The following is a 16,831-nucleotide window of genomic DNA, read 5'->3' as shown; positions in this document are numbered from 1 at the left end:
ATTATTAAGATAATCTCAATTGTCACTATTTTTTAAGATATATTTGCTCCCTAAAGCTTTTTAAAAATCCTTCTAATGCATTTTCATTTTTAGAATTTCCCATACCATTTTTAGTTACATACTGTTTCACCAAATCAATATCTGCTTTGTTAAACCCCCACGTTTGTACTGTATGTGACCAATTACCATTTTTACTTTTAATATTATTCATAGCTTCCGATAATGTATTACTATAATCTGCTTCACTCTTCCATTCTGAAGTAGTTTCAAGACCCCCACTTAAATAAGTCTCTAAGTAATGTTTAGGACTAATAAACCTTGCATATTTCTTTATTCCGTCAAAATCCATAGCTCCTTCATTAGTTGCTTCTGTGTCTACTATAGCAACTTTTATCTGTTTTTCTGTCTTATTATTATGGCTGTCTATAGTCACATATGTTACATTAGTCTCACCAGAGCTTGTAAATCTAGTAAATTTAGAAGCTGAATAATTTTTAACCCTCACCGTTGTTGTTCCATCTTCTCTATCTGTAGATTTTACTGTTCTTAGAAGCTCCGATTCTGTAATTACTCCTGTTTGTGCTTCATATAAAGTAAAGAAACGATCATACGCGCTTAAATCTGGTGCATAATCCCATATTGCGTAGAAATAAAAGGTATATCCATTTACACTTGTCAGATTCTTAATTGTCTGTCTTTCTGTAAACTTAGCTGAAAAGGCGTTAGGGTCTGTATTCCATCCTAAGTAAGTATTAGGGTGAGTCGGTGGAGTAAAGCCCATTGCTGGTAAAGTATAGGATTTACCATATTTGCAAGTCAATGTTTCCATAGTACCGCTTCCACCATTAGCATGAAATACAATATAATAAGTATTTGCTTCTGCATTTGCCTTTAAGCTTACATTTCCAGTTACCGTAAAAGTATATTTTTTATTATTAGAGCTATAAGTACCGCTCCAATTTGCCCAAGTATATCCTGTTTTCACATTTGCATCAACAATGCAGCTTGCACCATAATAATAGCTTCCTCCGCCTGCAACACTCTCTATTCCTGTACCAGCGCTCACACTCACAGTATATTTCTTTCTTGTAACAGAAATATAAGAAGTCTTTTCCTCTTTCGCTGTATATGAAATACTTGCTGCATTATAGCATTCATCTTCTGCCCTTGACCATGAAACAGTTTCACCATATACATAATCTTTGTTAATTACTGTATCATAACTTCCGTAATCACCATTATCTTGTTGATACCTTACATACACAATTTGTCTTGACTTTAATTCAGTAACATAATTTATAGTTTTATTAAAATAATTGTGTAAGGAACTAGGATTATCCCAAGGCGCAGCATTTGCAATTCCAGAATAGTTCGTATATACTTTTCCTCTGAAGTTTCCTTCTTCATCCATAGAACCACTATTTTTACGATTTCCGTCTTCATCAATCTTAATTGTTATCATACAGCTATCTACTACCAAATAACCGCCATTAATTATAAACTCATTGTAAACTGTACTATTTTCTTGTGCCAGTTTTGATTTAACATAACTAAGGTCGATTCTGCATAAATCATAGATATAGCCATGTGATGATACTTCATCCACCATTTCTACTGTATAACCAGATAATTTGAAATAAATATATGCTGACTTTGAACTTGTAGTTACCTTCATTCTATAACCAATAGTTCCCCAATTAGTGGTATTTCTATTTACAGTAGAAGCTTTTCCTTTTGTTGCATAATAAAAATATCCATCTCTAAAAACAATATCAGAATCATAATTATTATAGAAGGTTACTGCATTGTCAAAACTGCTTGCCATTACCTTTTTCGCAGGCAAACTAAAGATAGTTACTCCAAATATAGACAAAAATAAAAGCAGACCGACTAAGCCTGTTCTCCACATTTTTTTCATTCTATTTATTTCCTTTCCTAGAATACAAACACTGTCCAATTATAGCAAACTGTTTTTTCAGTTCCATTAGGATTCTGTTTCCCAGTGCTATAAATACCAACAAAGGAATATAAATTGCCGCCATCACTAAGTTTTACTTCTGGTACTTCATCATATAAAGTATGACCTTTGCTGCTAACGCTAACTTCCTTATACTCAATACCTTGTTCATTTAAATATTTCATTATAGTATCTTTCAAATCTGAATCTGTAATATTCCCATTCTTCCAGCTTTCAATAAATTTATCTAGTTTTAACTTCTGAACTTCTGTGATATCTCCTTTTGCTGATTTTGAATCTTTCCATCCTTCCGAAATAGGAACATAAACATCCTTTCCTTTATCATATAGTGTCTGCTCTGAATCAGTATTCTTTATCATTACTGGATTTTCTTTTGAATACAAACTTACACATATATAGATACCTAAAAGTAGTATTGATATTGCTAATAAGGCAACTAAAAATTTATTGTTCTTTTTCAACTAAATCAATCCCTCCTTCCAATTTCATAATTTCTTCTATTTTATATCAACTGTGTATTGCTCCATAATTGCTGTTCTCTTTACTGATACTTTCCCTTCCGTTCCAATAGGATGTTTATACTTCTCGATCACTTCAACAGACAATAACCCTTTCTTATAATCTACATCTAAAATATTAACTCTAACTGTGCTATCAGAATTTACTTGTATCAACAGATCTTCTATAAAATCAGCAACCAATTCATCATTACTATTTACGGAATAAGTCTTACTGTCAAACTGATTTTCAATAGTTTCTTTCAAAGCTCCATTTACCGCATTATCTAATTCATTTTGTCTAATGTTCATTCCCCAAAGTGTCATTACAATTACAATAGCTATAATAGAACAAATTGTTATCCCAAAACCTAAGAATACATTTTTCACTAACGACTTCTCCTTTCATCTGCTGCTATTGGAATTTTCCAGATACTTGTAAGATTTTCTTTGTCTCTAATTTGAAAGTAGACTTCATAAATACCTGCACTAGGTAAATTTATATAGCCGTTAGCTTTAGAATAAGAGTCTATTATACTTTTTCCGTTCACTGTTCGTATATCTAAAACTTTTCCAAACATAATATCTGGAAACATTTTTTTAATAATCACGTCGTTCATTGGATATATGACACCTTCCATGTCTTTAGCATAATACCTTACCAGAAAATCAACACTTTCATCTTCAAAAAATCTTCCTTTTGATGTTATATACGCAGCTTCTGGCTTAGTTCGCTTATGCCATGTAATCACAGAATCAAAATCACTATAGGAAGAGTAATTGATTTCTGTTTTATTTAAAGGTATTCCAGCAATTTCAAGAATACCTTGTTTACCAGAAATGGATACTATAAACAATATTCCAATAACAAGAATTGATGTGATTATCGCAATAATAGCAGCTCCGAATTCTTGAAATATTTCTTTCATCTATACGCTTCCTCCTAAAACACTTATAGTAAACTTCTGTATCATTGAAGCCATTGGAGTGCTTAAAAAAAAATAAGCAACAATTCCAAGAAAGAGTATTCCGCTTATTGCTTCAATGACAAACTCTCCGTATTCTTCAAATATCTCCTGCATTTTGTACCTCCTACCTACTGATTACCTTTAAAAATCCAAGCAAAATTGCTGCCATGCTACTTCCTGCTATAGCATAAATAATGCTGCTTCCAAACTGCTCCATAATAAGCTTCATTAATCCGACCTCCTTATCTTGCAAATCCTCGAATTTGCTGTGTATTCATGACTTTGAGAAAATCAATGCGATATTTATATTTTATAATCACTTCCATCAATGTAGGTTTACCATCTTCATCTTTAACTACACTATTATTGTCTATGAGTAATTCATATCCATCACTTGAAGCCTGCTTTTTACACGCATTAACAACACTAGGTGCGAAATTAGAATCTTCTATTTCTGCTATTACAGAGTTATGAAAATCTCTTGCATTACTTGCATCAATACTAGCTGACATAATTCCAGCCATAGAAAATATTGATATAAGAAATATGAAAATTCCAACATAAGTTTTAATTGTTGTACTCATAATCCCCCTCCTACATACCAAAATTCAAGTTTTTAAGAAATACTACTAAGAGCAATGACATATCCATCATTAACTTAAAAGAAGCTAATAAGGAAGGTAATAATATATAAACCTTCATTCCAGCTATTTTATCCTCTTGTGATAACTTTTCAGCCTTATCCATTAGTGAATTATTACGCTCAATCAATTCTTCTACCTGTTTAGTTACATCACCAGCATTTCCACTTGACAATGAGTATAATATTTTCATAGCTGACTGCACATCAGGATTACGATATTCCTTTAAAAATCTATGATATGGTTCAATAGAGTTAGGGTTTTCCTCCAGTTCTTCTATAAGCTTTTCAAGTGCATGTGATAAAACTTCTGGTGAGTTTTCTACTGATTTACGAACCGCTACTTGTACATTATCTGTCTGCAATAGTAGTGCAACTTCCATAAGCCAGTTAGGAAACTGTTTTTCAATTTCCTTTGATACCTTTTTCTTTGCAAGGCTATGTCCAATTTTATGTTGATTTAAAAGAAACAACACAACCACAATTCCTACTATTAAAATTGCAAAATTCTTAAAATAAAGAAATCCACCAATAAGTATTATTGCTGGAATCATAGCTATTTTCTTGCTGACTTTTGCTTCCTTTACTTCGTCATAATCTCTGACTTGAATATACTTCTTTCCTATACATGTGCTGTCAGCTTCCTTTTCAATCCAACTTCTGCAAAGTTTCTTATCCGCTTTAACATAAATCAACATACAGCTTCCTATTAATACAACCGCTGATATTTGGCATAATTGCATAGAACTAATATTCAAGTTTCCCCCCAATAGATAAAGAGGTAAGATACATATTAGCAAAGTCGCTGCCAAGGCAATCGTTATATTTCTTTTTACAAGACTAAATTCTTTCTGTAAATTTGATATTCTTTCCGCCCACATAGCTCTATTCTTTGTAAGTAGTGCAATGCTTCCGCTTACATCACCGCCACGTCTTTGTGCTGCAATAGCAAAAGAGTGTATATTATCAACTCTTTCACATCTAAAGAACTCTCCTATTATGTCTAATGCTTCTTTCTCTGGGTCTTCACTATCAGTTGTATATTGAATATGCTTTATAGCTTTTTCCAATATATCATGAAATATTCCTTCATCAAAAATTGTAGCTGTTTCTAATAATGCATTAAGTACAGTTCTGTTTCTTTTGAATGAATATAAAAACTGTTCCATATAACTATTAGATAGAGAAAACATGGTTGTGTGATATCTACCTTTCATAATCTGTATAATAACCATTGGAGAAAGTAGAACACCTATTATTCCAATAGTAGCAATATATTTTAGTTCCAGCTTATAAAGAATACCAAAGATAGCAGCCATAAGCACAATCATTCCATAAATGATAAATGCTTTTTTCACAGTATATTCGTATCCATACTTAGCTAATTCATTAGTCAAATTTTTATATCTAAGATATCTTAGTCCACTCTTTTTCTTCAATACTATTTCCTCCTTCACTTTAAAAAGGCTTTATTTCCATTCGTTCAAACTTTTCCGTAATGGCTTTAGGTATCTTTTCTTTTACAAGCTCTCCATTAAGTACCATTGGAAAAATTATATTATTGCCATCTTCTCTATAGAAAAAGCATACTTGATCTATATATCTATGAACCTTTCCATCACTCATTTGTTTCTTACGTATCAAAATTCCTACATCAATAAACATATAAATGTCATTTTCCATTCTGTCAGCATCTATTCTACTTTCAAGCATATTCAATATTCTGTCTGGAATCTTTCTTGCATCATCTGTATGAATAGTGGTAAAACCTCTAATTCCAGTGGATAAACTCTCTAGCAAATATTTAACTTCTACTGAACGTGCTTCTGATAACATAAGCCATTTTGGATTTTGACGAAGACTTGTTTTAATTGCCTTTGTGTAACTAAAACCTTCTGATACTATAAGCTCTACACAATCCTTATCTGGATTAATTTCTCTATAGTGAAGCTCTGGTGTATCTTCAATAGTAATTACCCTTTCATTACTCGGAATATACTGTGAAAAGAATTTTATTCCTTCTGTCTTTCCAACTCCTGGCTCTCCACAGAAAACAAAATTCATGCGAGCCTTAACACAGTTTGTAAGCAGCTCTAGTATATCTTTGCTGCAATAACCGTCTTTTACTATGCTTTCTCTTGTCATTCTTACAGCAGGGAGTGTCTTTCTTATACATACTGACCTCCCAGAAATTGCAGCCGATTCATGAACAATACTAATTCTTAATGTATCTGTATCTGCTTCTAAAAGATTTTCCACCTTGTTAAAAGCTCTGCTTACATTGTTAGCAATATAGTGACTGAACTTTTCAATAAATTCCTTAGCAATACCATGACCCTCCACTTTTATTCTTTCATTATCAGTATTGGTAATCCATAAATCTCTACCGTTAAAGTCAATGTCCGTAATTTTATCATCTTCAACATATGACCACAGTAATCCAAAATGTGCAGGTACTAATTCCCACTTTGTACTACGTTCCATTGTTCTCCTTTCCAAAAAGGGAAATTATCCCCTCTTTGTGTAATGATTAATTTTGTAATAGCTCTATTAGCCTGTAATAGTGCTTGCTGCTCTTTTAAAGAACTCGTCAACCAAGTTTTTAAAGGAAGTTGCTACAACTCCATCTGTTGATAAAAGCACTACTATAATTGCTACCAATGCACTTATAGCTACCGCTGCAATAATTACTGACCCATATTGTTCAAATATCTCTTTCATTTTTCTACCTCATTCTTTCTTTAATTTATTTTTGAGTAATAAAAAAACAGCTATATTTCAAGCTGTTTTCATGACTTAATTATTTTAAAATTTTAGCTATATATTTAAAATAGCTTATCGCGTATAAGATTTTTCAATATAATTTCACCTCCCTTCAATGTGAAAATAGTAATCTATATGAAAAAATGCAGATAGTCTAATTTTTTAGATTATCTGCATTTTGTATTTTCCTAAATCAATATGAACTTTTATAAGTTTTTAATAATTCAAATACATTTAAATTTATACTTACATATGTCAACTTTTAAGGCTTAGTTGACATTTGCTTTTGTTTTTCTAAACCCATTGAAACTACGGGGATTTCTAAGTGTTTTTTGACTGTTTCCTGTCTATTTGTGCCCCCCTGTTAGATACGGGGGGCTAATATATGCAGGAGTGGCTTCGCCACACCTGCAAGCAGACATGAATCACCTGCGGCTTTCGCTTCGCACGCCGCCTGTGCTTCCTGCCTGCTTCTTATTATTTAAAACTTTTTTAACTAAACCCAATATAGGACACGATTACTTGTCCATCTTCTATGTTAATATTAAACTCAAATCTTATAGGATATTCTGCCTTTGTTTGTCCATAATCCAAATAAACACTACAAATCATATCAGCAGTAAATTCAGAAAAAACACTTTGCAATATTCTAGTTCCAGATGATTTACAAAAGTCTACTGCCTGTTCTTCATCTTCAAAATCCTTAATGTATTCATCATAGCCTATAATTTCCTCAATATTTTCAATAGAATACATTTCTTGCATGAAATTAAACACCTCCAAACATTAATCTGTTTTTACAACTAATTTATCTATTTCATTTAAGAAATTATGACCTTTAGGTACAAGTGGAGTATAAAACTCAGAAATAACACTTGTACCTGTGTCTACATATCCCCTTCCTTTAATTTGCTTTAGGAAAAAATCCTTATCAGTTTCACCAAACATCATTCCATAGCCCATTTCAGACATACGACCTAAAGCTACACGAAAATTAAACTGGTCGCGAATTCCATCCCCAAGATATTTAGCATCTGGTCTTTGACAAGCAAGAATTAAAAAATATCCTGACTGCCTTCCAAGCATAACAAGCTGTTTTAACTTATTAAGAACCGCAGTACTTTCTTTACTCCCCAGCATTTCCATGAAAGCAACATATTCGTCAAAGATAAGAAAATTAGCAGACAAGCCCAAGTAGGCATAATTTTCACCTGTTTTATATCCTTCCATTTGCTTCATATCCTCATTACGTTTCATCATTCCATCATAAAAATTATCAATGCAGGCAATCATATCATCTTTTTTATAATAAACATTAGGCATAACAGCTTCCAAGTCTGCAAGATCTGCATTTTTAGGATCAAGAACATAAAGTATAGAATTAGTATTCAGCAGCGCTTCAACCAATGTTAAAATAAAATAACTTTTTCCCCCACCTGTACCACCTGCAATAAGCATATGTGGAAGCTTATCATATTCCCAATAGATATTTTTCATTAATCTTAATTTTCCATGTTCAGCCTGCACATCTTCAATAGAAATACGGTTTGCTATTGTATCATAAAGTAGAGTATATTCCACATAAGAATCCTTTAATTCTTTATCTGTAAGTTCACAATATAAACCACTTTCAAGCTTCTTTTCAAGATGTAAGAGCTGGTCTTGATATTTACCTAATATAATTTCTACTTGAATATGAATCAAACCATTTTTTAGCTTATAGTACATCTTTGGAAAATGAGTTATTCTTTCCTTTGTCTTTCCAGAAGATATGTCTTTGAAAAAACTGTTTGACTGTACCTGTTCTGCTTCATACCACTTATTCTCTAGTATCATTCTTGCTAATTTTTGTCTGTGTATAAGCTGCTTGATTCTATCATAATGGAAGTGATAATATAACCATGCTGAAAGTAAACTTACTACTACTGCAAAAATCATACTAAACACAAAATAAGGAGTAATATTAAACTGTAAAGTACCACTTTTTAAAACACTTACATTTTTCAAATTTATATTCAAGACTTGCTTTACATTAAGTAACAAAATCATCGTACTGAAAATTGCTATTAATGTAGATGCCACAAAATTAAAAACCAGTGATTTATCACTGGCTCTAATCCTTTTTCCTTTATATTTACTTAATTGCATTAATCCTCCTACATAACACAAAACAGTTAATTTTTAAAATTAACTGCTTACTAGTTTAATTTTTAAATTATCGATTTGCAAATATAGCCATAATTTCTTCATCACTTTTTTCATCTTCCAAACTATCTGAAAAGAAGAAGCTTAAATTCATATCATTACAATAATGTTCGTATAATTCTGGACGTAATGATTGTGCCTTATTACTATTTTCAATGCTACGTTGATTTAATGAACCATCTTGCTTTCTTCCATTACGGTGTACATCATAGCAATATATCGCCATAGGATTATTTCCCTCTGCACGGCTTCCTATTAATCTTCTTTCAGTATCATTTTTATTAATCGTCTTCTCTTTAGGAATAAAATCAGCAAAAATTTTTGAAAAATCTTTAAATATATCTCTATTTACATTTCTTATATTAACACCAAAGAAATCACAAAATTCTTCTGAACTATTAAAATAAACATTATAAAAATCAATATATGCATTAATTGAATCATTTATATTGTTTGTTTTTATAAATTCAACTTTTGCCTTTGCATATTCACTTGGTTTTCTCTGATTTTCTTTATAAAGTGTTAATATTACAAAATAAGCTTCCTCCTTATATCTAAATGGAAATGAATCTATAACCCATCCTTTTTGCTCCATATCATTTAGAAGGTATGGTAAATTTTTAAATAACAATTCTGCCATAAATATTTCCTCTCAAAAAATTCTTTTATTCTTTGAACTAATTATAATCCATCCCATTATTTCAATCAATAATATATTATTTTTTTTCTTGTATATTCTGACTTTGTGACTGATTATGTCCAGCAACTGATGATTGCTTGACATTTCTTAAAATAATATCATCGGCCTTAATATACCAATCTACATCTGCACCTTGAAAAGTAGCATTCGCGACAGTATCTGCCACAGGATTTACGATTTCAACTTCCGCATTGTAGTCGAAATTCTTTAGCGATACCGTTGCAGGAATACTAACTTGAATCATTCTTCCTTGTTCTCTTGATTTTAAATCATAAGTACGTTCTTTGATTTCACTTGATGCTGTACCATCTTCATTCTGTATATATACCTCACGTCTTAATGCCGAAAATTTTAAATTTCCAAATGTAGCTTCTTTATCAATAACAATTCCATTTGCTAATCTCATATAAATTTACCTTCCTTTCCTTATGCTTCTACCATGTCATCTGCATGAAGAATATAATTTGTAAATCCACGATTGCCAATTTTATAACCTTCCGCGGTAATTCGTGGATTAATAAGTTTCACTCTTTTTTCAACCTCAAAATGCTTCTCCCCTGCTTCAACTGGAAGAATAACAACAATATCATCTGCTCTCTGAATATCTGAATATAAATTATAGCTGCGTGATAAAACAGTATTACGTCCATTTACTCTTCTCTGTTCAATCTTACCTTCTCCAGCATATTCTAAATTTCCAAATGTCTTCTCCATGTTTGGAACTACATATTTTAACTCCATATTTTATACCTCTCTTCTTTTTATATTTAAAATAAACAATTTACTTCCTATTTCTTTTATTCTGTTCCATAAAAAAATACCTAACTGACTGTATTTTATCAAGGACAAGCTATATGCTACGCACCCTTGGCAAAATCCATTCATTTAGGTAAATATCAACTAGGCAGAATAAGAAAAATTTTATTAATTTATAATGGTGGTGAACGCTCCTTATTTTTTCTTTGTATTTGAATCACATCCTTTCTAATTTTTTTCATAAAAAATAGGCGTTCATTTCTGAACACCTCAGCTAAAAAAACAACCAGTAGAGTTAATTAATAGATTTCTTTTTTCATATAATTAGCCTTATCCGAATTTTATCGAAGTTTATTTTTTATGATGCAAGAATCATCCCTATGCTCCTTTATTTGAATGTTCATTACTTAATCAACTAACCTACTGCGTTTTTTACGGCTTGATAATCCCAGTAAAGCTTACTATCTTTACGATAACACATAGCTGTATGAATTCCTATATTTTTTACAGCATCTGGGCACTTAGTTTTATCAATTGTTGCCGCGTTATATAGCACAACAATTTTAAGATTGTCACGAACAGCTTTATCGCACTCGTATTCAATAAAGCTCTTGTTACTAGTGCTACCGCATTCGTTATTCTTAAAGCAATAATTACATTCTCCTGCTCTACGCGACTTCGTGCCATTTCCTACAATAAGTACAAATGTTTTTGATACGTCAAATCTTGATCTGAGTGAAGCCTTGATGCTGCAATTCTTGCTACTGTCGCTCGACTGTGTTATGTCATGAGCATCGTGGAATGATAGCCCCCAATAATTGCTGTCATTCCATTTATGTAGTTGTTCAACGGCATCGTTATCGCCTGTCCAGTCGGCTGCAATATAAGTTTTAGTCCTGTATGTCATAGTTAATCTCACCTTTCATTTTGTAAATATTTATTTCTTCCATAACTTCCCTAGTCAAAAGGATAATTATTGGCTGATTAATGTTTTTATCGCAATAACAAAAGCAATGTAAATATCATTTCTATAAATTATTTGCAACACTCCTTTAATTTAAAAAAGTTTATCTTATTTTTCATTGGTTCATGTATAACAATAGACACTTGAGAAGGATATGTAAATTTAATTCTACTAACTTTAAAAGACCAAATTAATAGTTCCAAGAGTTCTTGCTCTGAAATCATATTATATTCTTTAAACCTTGTTATTCCAGAACCTAAAAGAGGAATTGAGATTGAGCGGCCAGCGTAAATTATATCTACTTCATTCCAAAAATCAAGAAGAAAATTTATGTAATCACTCATATATAAATATGCTCTATCATCATTATCAAATTTAGAAAATGCAGTCAACAAATAATCATCATGTTGAAAAATAGTTCCAAGCTTATACTTTTTCTTTTTTCCACATTTTCGATTATCATTTATTTCAATAATCTTCTCATTGCAGTGTTCATCTCTATCTATTGATTTATTCAATGCATCTAAATCATCCACCAATTTATTAATATAAATGCCGTTAAGAGTCCTATCTGATATAACTTTATTATCAACTAGAGTATCAAAGTATTCGTTAAATGCTATTACCTTAAAATCACTTTCTTTAAATATATCACCAATTTTGATATCAATAACAGAGTTGTTAATTTTTAGTCTTACTTTACTTAATGAATTTGCTTTTACCCATAAAACTATATAAATAATAAGAAAAACCAAAATAAGACTAACACTTGCTCCCAATTTATAATTATCGGGGATATCAATTAAAATTGATACAATAGAACAAATTACGCTGATAATTGATAGTACAACAAAATACTCTTTTATTAACCCTTTATCAAACAGCTTCACTTTAATCAAAAAAATTCCTCCCACCTATATACCTCTCATGTATTTAATTTATAATTATAGACATAATAACTATGTTATACATTACCCCCTCCTATACCATTATTCTACAAATTGTAATAATTTCCTTTAAATTAGTATACTTTTTAACTAAAAATAAAAAAATCTACAATCAAATTAATTTGTAGATTTCAATTATTTAAATTTACAAATAATGAATAGGTATATTTCTAATACGGAGTTCGTCAATGATATCAAATTTATGAAATTTAAAAATCGCTAATATTTATGAAATTTTAACAATGTATATGTATTGTTCTCAATGTGCCTCATATAAAAGGCTTATTAAACCTAGTAAAATTCATAAAAATCACTTGCTTTTTCTGATAAAATAGCAAGTGATTTTTAATTTTTGCACTTCTTATCGGGCCATTGATATTTTTTATAAATCTATTCTCTTGTGTTCCCACACTCCATATCAATAACCACAGAAACGTTAATATATTTTTTTAACTGTTTATTACGGATTTTATCACCCTCATTTGTAAAAACAAAATGGTTGAAGAAGTGCCTAAAATTAAGGATTTCTATATAGTTTTTCGTTGTAGCAACACGCAAGTCTCCACATGAGCTGTATGAGGAAACATATCTACAGGCTGAACCTCTATAGTCTTATAATCTAGTTCCTCTAATATAGCTAAATCCCTAGCTAACGTTGTAGGATCACAACTTACGTATACTATCTTTTCTGGTTCCATCTTTACTAAAGCCTCTAGTAATGATTTTTCACAGCCTTTTCTTGGTGGATCTACCATTACTACATCTGCTTTTATTCCCTTTTGTATAAGTTCAGGTATTACTTCTTCACATTTACCTACAAAAAATTCTGCATTTTCTATGTTATTTGTTTTTGCATTTTCTATAGCATTTTCTATAGCCGCTGGTATTATTTCTACACCATAAACCTTTTTAGCTTTTTTAGATAGGAATAAAGAGATTGTTCCTGTACCACAATAAGCATCAAATACCGTTTCATCTCCTGTAAGAGCAGCATATTCTAAAGCTTTATTATATAACACTTCTGTTTGGTGCGGATTTACTTGGAAGAAAGATAAAGGTGATATTTTGAATTTAAATTCTCCTATATAATCTTCTATAGTATCTTTTCCCCAAAGTGTTATATTTTCAAGACCTAATACCACATTAGTCTTTTTAGAATTTATATTTTGAACTATTGATACTAAGCCTTCTATATTTTCTCTTAGATCATTTATTAACTCTTCTTTTTTAGGAAATTTATTTTCTGTAGTAACTATAACTATCATTACTTCTTTTGTTTTAAAGCCTTTCCTAACCATTATATGCTTAACTAGGCCACTATGTTTTGTTTCATTATAAGGCTCTATATTATTTTTTTTCATCCATGATTTAACTACTTCTATAGTTTTGTCGCCTTCTAGATGTTGTATATGACATATATCTATATCATTTATATCATGACTTCTTGGAGAGTAAAATCCTATATTTATTTTCTCCAAGTTCCCTCCCACTGGCAGCATAACCTTATTTCTATATCTAAATGGTTCTTCCATACCTAGACAGTCATGTACTAAAACGTCATTTAATTTTCCTATCTTCTTCATACAATCCTTAACTCTATTAGTTTTGAAGCTAAGCTGAGCTTCATAGTTATAATGTTGAAGATTACATCCTCCACAGGTTTTATATGATTTACAAAAAGGATTGGCTCTATTTTCTGATGCTTCTATAATTTCAATTATCTTACCAAATCCAAAATTCTTATTAACTTTTACTATTTTAATTTTAACCTTTTCATTCAGAAGTGCTCCGTGTATGAATACTGGAAAGTTATCTATTCTTGCAACACCTTCTCCTTCATATCCTTCACCAACTATATTAACTATGTACTCTTCATTTTTATTAACTGCCATATGTTCACCATTCCTTTATTACTAATGCATTAAGCTTTATAAATTATATCATACTTTTTAAAATATTTTAAACCCACTGATTTTTTTCAGTGGGTTTAACTATTATCTATCCCTAAAGGTTTCACATTGTGTTCCATGACTTGACTTTGCTTTTGGTCCAAAAACTTGAATATCAGATGCCATACACCTATTACTTAAATTATGCTCACAATTAGTAGCATTACAAATAATGTCGGGATTCATAACTATATCATCTGTTACCATACTTTGAATAATTTCTCCCGTATAGTTTGTGTTAGCTATACTTTTAAATGCATTTTTAAAGTTTTTTTTAGCAAAGGTCTTGCATTCTGTTCCACTACTTGAATGAGCCCCTATTCCTTGAATACTTATAGTTCCAGCTGAACACATACCACCTATATTATTGACACACCCTTCAGCACTACAACCTACTTTAGTCATAAATTATCAACTCCTAAAAGTCTTTTCTTTTATTGTTAGCGTGCTTGAATATTTTATACCTATGTAATTTTATGTTTATTTTTGTATTAAGATATATTATCATATTTATTAATTATAGTTTACTAATTCAAGGAGGAAATATTATGCAAGTAACTACTGAAAAATTTGAAATAGATAATAGAACATGTTATATTTACTTATCACCAAATATCACTTGCGAGAAACGTTCTGTAGTTTATGTTCATGATGGCGAAAATTTCATGCTTATATTAAATTCAATTTTAGATAATATGAATGCAGATGATATTCTCAAGCTTCCTATTATAGTTGGTATTTCTTCAGAAAATAGATTAGATGACTACACTCCATGGCCAGCTGATTCTTTAACAACAAAATTCCCACCATTTGGAGGTAAGGGTGATAAATATCTTGACTTTATCGTAAATACCTTAAAACCTTATATTGATAAAAATTATCCTACTTTAAGCAATATAAAAAATACTTTTATGATGGGTTTTTCATTAGGTGGTTTAATAGCTCTTTATAGCGCTTTTAACTATAAAGAGTTTGGCAATATAGTAAGTATATCTGGTTCATTTTGGTATGAATGCTGGATAGAATATATTAATAATAATGATGTAATAAATACAAATTTAAACCTCCTTATGATTTCTGGCAAAAATGAAGGAAAAAATAAGTTAACTCGTCATAAAGACTCTTATTTATATACTTTAAATACTAATAAAATAATGAACACTAAATTAATTAATGAAGTTCCTTTAATATTAGATGATTTTAAACATCATGAAAATCAAGTTAACCGCTATACATTAGCCTTAAAATGGATAATAGATAAAATAAATTAATTTCTTAACCTATAAGTAAATATTTAATTTAAATGCTTTTTATTACATATATAATAGGATGAGTTTTAAAAACCCATCCTATTTTTATTTATTACCTTTTTCTTTTTATTACTATAACCCCAAGTACTCCACTTATCATTCCTAGTAATAATAATTGATTTGTTCCAAGTACTTCACCAGTTTTAACTATAGCATTTATTATTTTTTCATTTTTATTTTTTAATATTTTTTCATTTTCACTTGTAGATACTAATTTATCATCACACTTAACAACACCTGCATCTATAGTCAATTTAATTGATGTTTTTTCATCCAACTTGATAATTTTAGTTAATCCAGTATTATCTGCGTCTGAATCTAAATCTTCATCTATACTTCCTTGCTTAGTAAATTTATACCCCTTAGGCAATTCAAATACAATTTTATAATCACCATATTTTAAATTATCAAAAAGATATTTTCCACCATTCTTAGTCATAGTTTCTGCAATCTTAGTTCCATCTTCAGAATATAACGTTATTTTAACACCATCGACTCCTGCTTCATCTTCATCTTGAACTCCATTATTGTTCTTATCAAGCCACACAGTATCCCCAATTTTACCTACCTTATCTTCTTTATTAGGAATACTAGGTTCTACCTTTAATATTCCAGCATCTACTGTAATATTATTTTCTCCATACCCCAATGTTACTGTTGCCTTTCCAGATTCATCAATATTGGAATCTAAAGCCGCTTCTACACCCTCTTTTTCTTTAGCAGTAAATTTATATCCATCTGGTTTTGTAAATGTTACTACATAATTTCCCTCTAATAGATTTTCAAATTTATATTTTCCATTACTGTCTGTTGTTGTAGTTGCTATTTCATTTCCTTTATCATCATTTAAAGTTACCTTTTGTCCTGGAAGTCCTTCTTCACCTGGGTCTTGCTTTCCATTTTGATTAGCATCATTCCATAGTAAATCTCCTATACTTCCAAGCTTAGTAACTCCAGCATCCTGGTTTAAGTTTTTGTCCCCTGCTTTTAATGTTACTACATCTGTTGTTACTTTATTATCAGTATTCTTTATAAAGTTTACCTTTGAATCATTTTTTCCATCACCTTTTCCCTTCTCTGTCCATGTCTTGTAGTCTGATGGCATTTCAAACTGAACTTTATAATCTCCCGCATCCAATCCTTCAAATATATAA

Annotated in this window: 20 protein-coding genes and 1 pseudogene; 1 reads left to right on the top strand and 20 read right to left on the bottom strand. The window is 30.5% G+C overall.

The annotated features are described in order from the left end of the window. Window positions 1-25: 25 nt before the first annotated feature. The 19 genes and pseudogenes from BUB01_RS18545 to BUB01_RS18470 form a co-directional block, all read right to left on the bottom strand. A complete protein-coding gene (locus BUB01_RS18545; protein WP_072991718.1) occupies window positions 26-1,918 on the bottom strand; it encodes an InlB B-repeat-containing protein in 1,893 nt (630 codons plus the stop codon). A 17-nt stretch (window positions 1,919-1,935) separates the two neighbouring features. Continuing rightward, window positions 1,936-2,439, bottom strand: a complete 504-nt coding sequence (locus tag BUB01_RS18540) for a hypothetical protein (RefSeq protein ID WP_072991715.1) — start codon at window positions 2,437-2,439, stop codon at window positions 1,936-1,938. 36 nt (window positions 2,440-2,475) lie between these two features. After that, entirely contained in the window at window positions 2,476-2,865 is a 390-nt protein-coding gene (locus tag BUB01_RS18535; RefSeq protein WP_072991712.1) for a hypothetical protein, read from the bottom strand. Then, the gene (locus BUB01_RS18530) at window positions 2,865-3,332 is read right to left on the bottom strand and encodes a hypothetical protein (protein WP_242958446.1); all 468 of its coding nucleotides are present in this window, start codon (window positions 3,330-3,332) and stop codon (window positions 2,865-2,867) included. Before BUB01_RS18530 ends, BUB01_RS18535 begins: the two co-directional genes overlap by 1 nt. Window positions 3,333-3,404: 72 nt before the next feature. Continuing rightward, window positions 3,405-3,557, bottom strand: coding sequence for a hypothetical protein (locus tag BUB01_RS23540; RefSeq protein WP_200802918.1), 153 nt, complete (start codon window positions 3,555-3,557; stop codon window positions 3,405-3,407). Window positions 3,558-3,685: 128 nt separating this feature from the next. Then, window positions 3,686-4,027, bottom strand: a complete 342-nt coding sequence (locus tag BUB01_RS18525) for a hypothetical protein (RefSeq protein ID WP_072991705.1) — start codon at window positions 4,025-4,027, stop codon at window positions 3,686-3,688. A 10-nt stretch (window positions 4,028-4,037) separates the two neighbouring features. Continuing rightward, window positions 4,038-5,522, bottom strand: a complete 1,485-nt coding sequence (locus BUB01_RS18520) for a hypothetical protein (protein ID WP_072991702.1) — start codon at window positions 5,520-5,522, stop codon at window positions 4,038-4,040. Window positions 5,523-5,541: 19 nt separating this feature from the next. Continuing rightward, on the bottom strand, window positions 5,542-6,582 hold the full coding sequence (locus tag BUB01_RS18515) for an ATPase, T2SS/T4P/T4SS family (RefSeq protein ID WP_242958445.1): 1,041 nt from the start codon (window positions 6,580-6,582) through the stop codon (window positions 5,542-5,544). Between the two features lie 51 nt (window positions 6,583-6,633). Continuing rightward, window positions 6,634-6,804 carry a hypothetical protein gene (locus BUB01_RS23535; RefSeq protein ID WP_200802916.1) on the bottom strand — a complete coding sequence of 57 codons (171 nt, stop codon included), beginning with the start codon at window positions 6,802-6,804 and terminating at the stop codon, window positions 6,634-6,636. 534 nt (window positions 6,805-7,338) lie between these two features. Then, window positions 7,339-7,611: a hypothetical protein gene (locus BUB01_RS18510; protein ID WP_072991697.1), complete on the bottom strand. Its 273-nt coding sequence runs from the start codon at window positions 7,609-7,611 to the stop codon at window positions 7,339-7,341. A 21-nt stretch (window positions 7,612-7,632) separates the two neighbouring features. Next, window positions 7,633-8,994, bottom strand: a complete 1,362-nt coding sequence (locus BUB01_RS18505) for an FtsK/SpoIIIE domain-containing protein (RefSeq protein ID WP_072991694.1) — start codon at window positions 8,992-8,994, stop codon at window positions 7,633-7,635. A gap of 67 nt (window positions 8,995-9,061) precedes the next feature. After that, complete coding sequence (locus BUB01_RS18500) at window positions 9,062-9,691, bottom strand: DUF6037 family protein (RefSeq protein ID WP_072991691.1); 630 nt, start codon at window positions 9,689-9,691, stop codon at window positions 9,062-9,064. A gap of 76 nt (window positions 9,692-9,767) precedes the next feature. Beyond that, the gene (locus tag BUB01_RS18495) at window positions 9,768-10,157 is read right to left on the bottom strand and encodes a YdcP family protein (RefSeq protein WP_072991688.1); all 390 of its coding nucleotides are present in this window, start codon (window positions 10,155-10,157) and stop codon (window positions 9,768-9,770) included. A 20-nt stretch (window positions 10,158-10,177) separates the two neighbouring features. Next, window positions 10,178-10,492, bottom strand: coding sequence for a YdcP family protein (locus tag BUB01_RS18490; protein WP_072991685.1), 315 nt, complete (start codon window positions 10,490-10,492; stop codon window positions 10,178-10,180). A gap of 430 nt (window positions 10,493-10,922) precedes the next feature. Beyond that, window positions 10,923-11,063, bottom strand: a complete 141-nt coding sequence (locus BUB01_RS23745; RefSeq protein ID WP_242958444.1) for a hypothetical protein — start codon at window positions 11,061-11,063, stop codon at window positions 10,923-10,925. 120 nt (window positions 11,064-11,183) lie between these two features. Continuing rightward, window positions 11,184-11,414 (bottom strand): annotated as a pseudogene (locus tag BUB01_RS24020) (TIR domain-containing protein); the annotation flags it as partial. 128 nt (window positions 11,415-11,542) lie between these two features. After that, window positions 11,543-12,361, bottom strand: coding sequence for a macro domain-containing protein (locus tag BUB01_RS18480; protein WP_242958449.1), 819 nt, complete (start codon window positions 12,359-12,361; stop codon window positions 11,543-11,545). A 584-nt stretch (window positions 12,362-12,945) separates the two neighbouring features. After that, window positions 12,946-14,310, bottom strand: coding sequence for a 23S rRNA (uracil(1939)-C(5))-methyltransferase RlmD (rlmD, locus tag BUB01_RS18475; protein ID WP_072991679.1), 1,365 nt, complete (start codon window positions 14,308-14,310; stop codon window positions 12,946-12,948). A gap of 102 nt (window positions 14,311-14,412) precedes the next feature. Beyond that, window positions 14,413-14,772, bottom strand: coding sequence for a DUF1540 domain-containing protein (locus BUB01_RS18470; protein WP_072991676.1), 360 nt, complete (start codon window positions 14,770-14,772; stop codon window positions 14,413-14,415). 143 nt (window positions 14,773-14,915) lie between these two features. Here BUB01_RS18470 and BUB01_RS18465 point away from each other — a divergent pair, with 143 nt between their 5' ends. Beyond that, on the top strand, window positions 14,916-15,638 hold the full coding sequence (locus tag BUB01_RS18465) for an alpha/beta hydrolase (protein ID WP_072991673.1): 723 nt from the start codon (window positions 14,916-14,918) through the stop codon (window positions 15,636-15,638). A 91-nt stretch (window positions 15,639-15,729) separates the two neighbouring features. Here the strand turns inward: BUB01_RS18465 and BUB01_RS18460 are convergent. After that, window positions 15,730-16,831 (bottom strand): SdrD B-like domain-containing protein (locus tag BUB01_RS18460; protein WP_200802915.1); only part of this gene is annotated, 1,102 nt, incomplete at its 5' end.

The organism is Clostridium cavendishii DSM 21758 (assembly GCF_900141845.1).
Lineage (GTDB): Bacteria > Bacillota > Clostridia > Clostridiales > Clostridiaceae > Clostridium_AG > Clostridium_AG cavendishii.
This window is presented reverse-complemented; position numbering and strand designations above follow the sequence as displayed.

Bases quoted from the DNA above. Each gene is read 5' to 3' on its own strand.
- BUB01_RS18525 (WP_072991705.1), bottom strand. From the start codon at position 4,027: ATGAGTACAACAATTAAAACTTATGTTGGAATTTTCATATTTCTTATA.
- BUB01_RS18500 (WP_072991691.1), bottom strand. From the start codon at position 9,691: ATGGCAGAATTGTTATTTAAAAATTTACCATACCTTCTAAATGATATG.
- BUB01_RS18505 (WP_072991694.1), bottom strand. From the start codon at position 8,994: ATGCAATTAAGTAAATATAAAGGAAAAAGGATTAGAGCCAGTGATAAA.
- BUB01_RS18470 (WP_072991676.1), bottom strand. From the start codon at position 14,772: ATGACTAAAGTAGGTTGTAGTGCTGAAGGGTGTGTCAATAATATAGGT.
- BUB01_RS18465 (WP_072991673.1), top strand. From the start codon at position 14,916: ATGCAAGTAACTACTGAAAAATTTGAAATAGATAATAGAACATGTTAT.
- BUB01_RS18510 (WP_072991697.1), bottom strand. From the start codon at position 7,611: ATGCAAGAAATGTATTCTATTGAAAATATTGAGGAAATTATAGGCTAT.
- rlmD (WP_072991679.1), bottom strand. From the start codon at position 14,310: ATGGCAGTTAATAAAAATGAAGAGTACATAGTTAATATAGTTGGTGAA.
- BUB01_RS18490 (WP_072991685.1), bottom strand. From the start codon at position 10,492: ATGGAGTTAAAATATGTAGTTCCAAACATGGAGAAGACATTTGGAAAT.
- BUB01_RS18495 (WP_072991688.1), bottom strand. From the start codon at position 10,157: ATGAGATTAGCAAATGGAATTGTTATTGATAAAGAAGCTACATTTGGA.
- BUB01_RS23535 (WP_200802916.1), bottom strand. From the start codon at position 6,804: ATGAAAGAGATATTTGAACAATATGGGTCAGTAATTATTGCAGCGGTA.
- BUB01_RS23540 (WP_200802918.1), bottom strand. From the start codon at position 3,557: ATGCAGGAGATATTTGAAGAATACGGAGAGTTTGTCATTGAAGCAATA.
- BUB01_RS18545 (WP_072991718.1), bottom strand. From the start codon at position 1,918: ATGAAAAAAATGTGGAGAACAGGCTTAGTCGGTCTGCTTTTATTTTTG.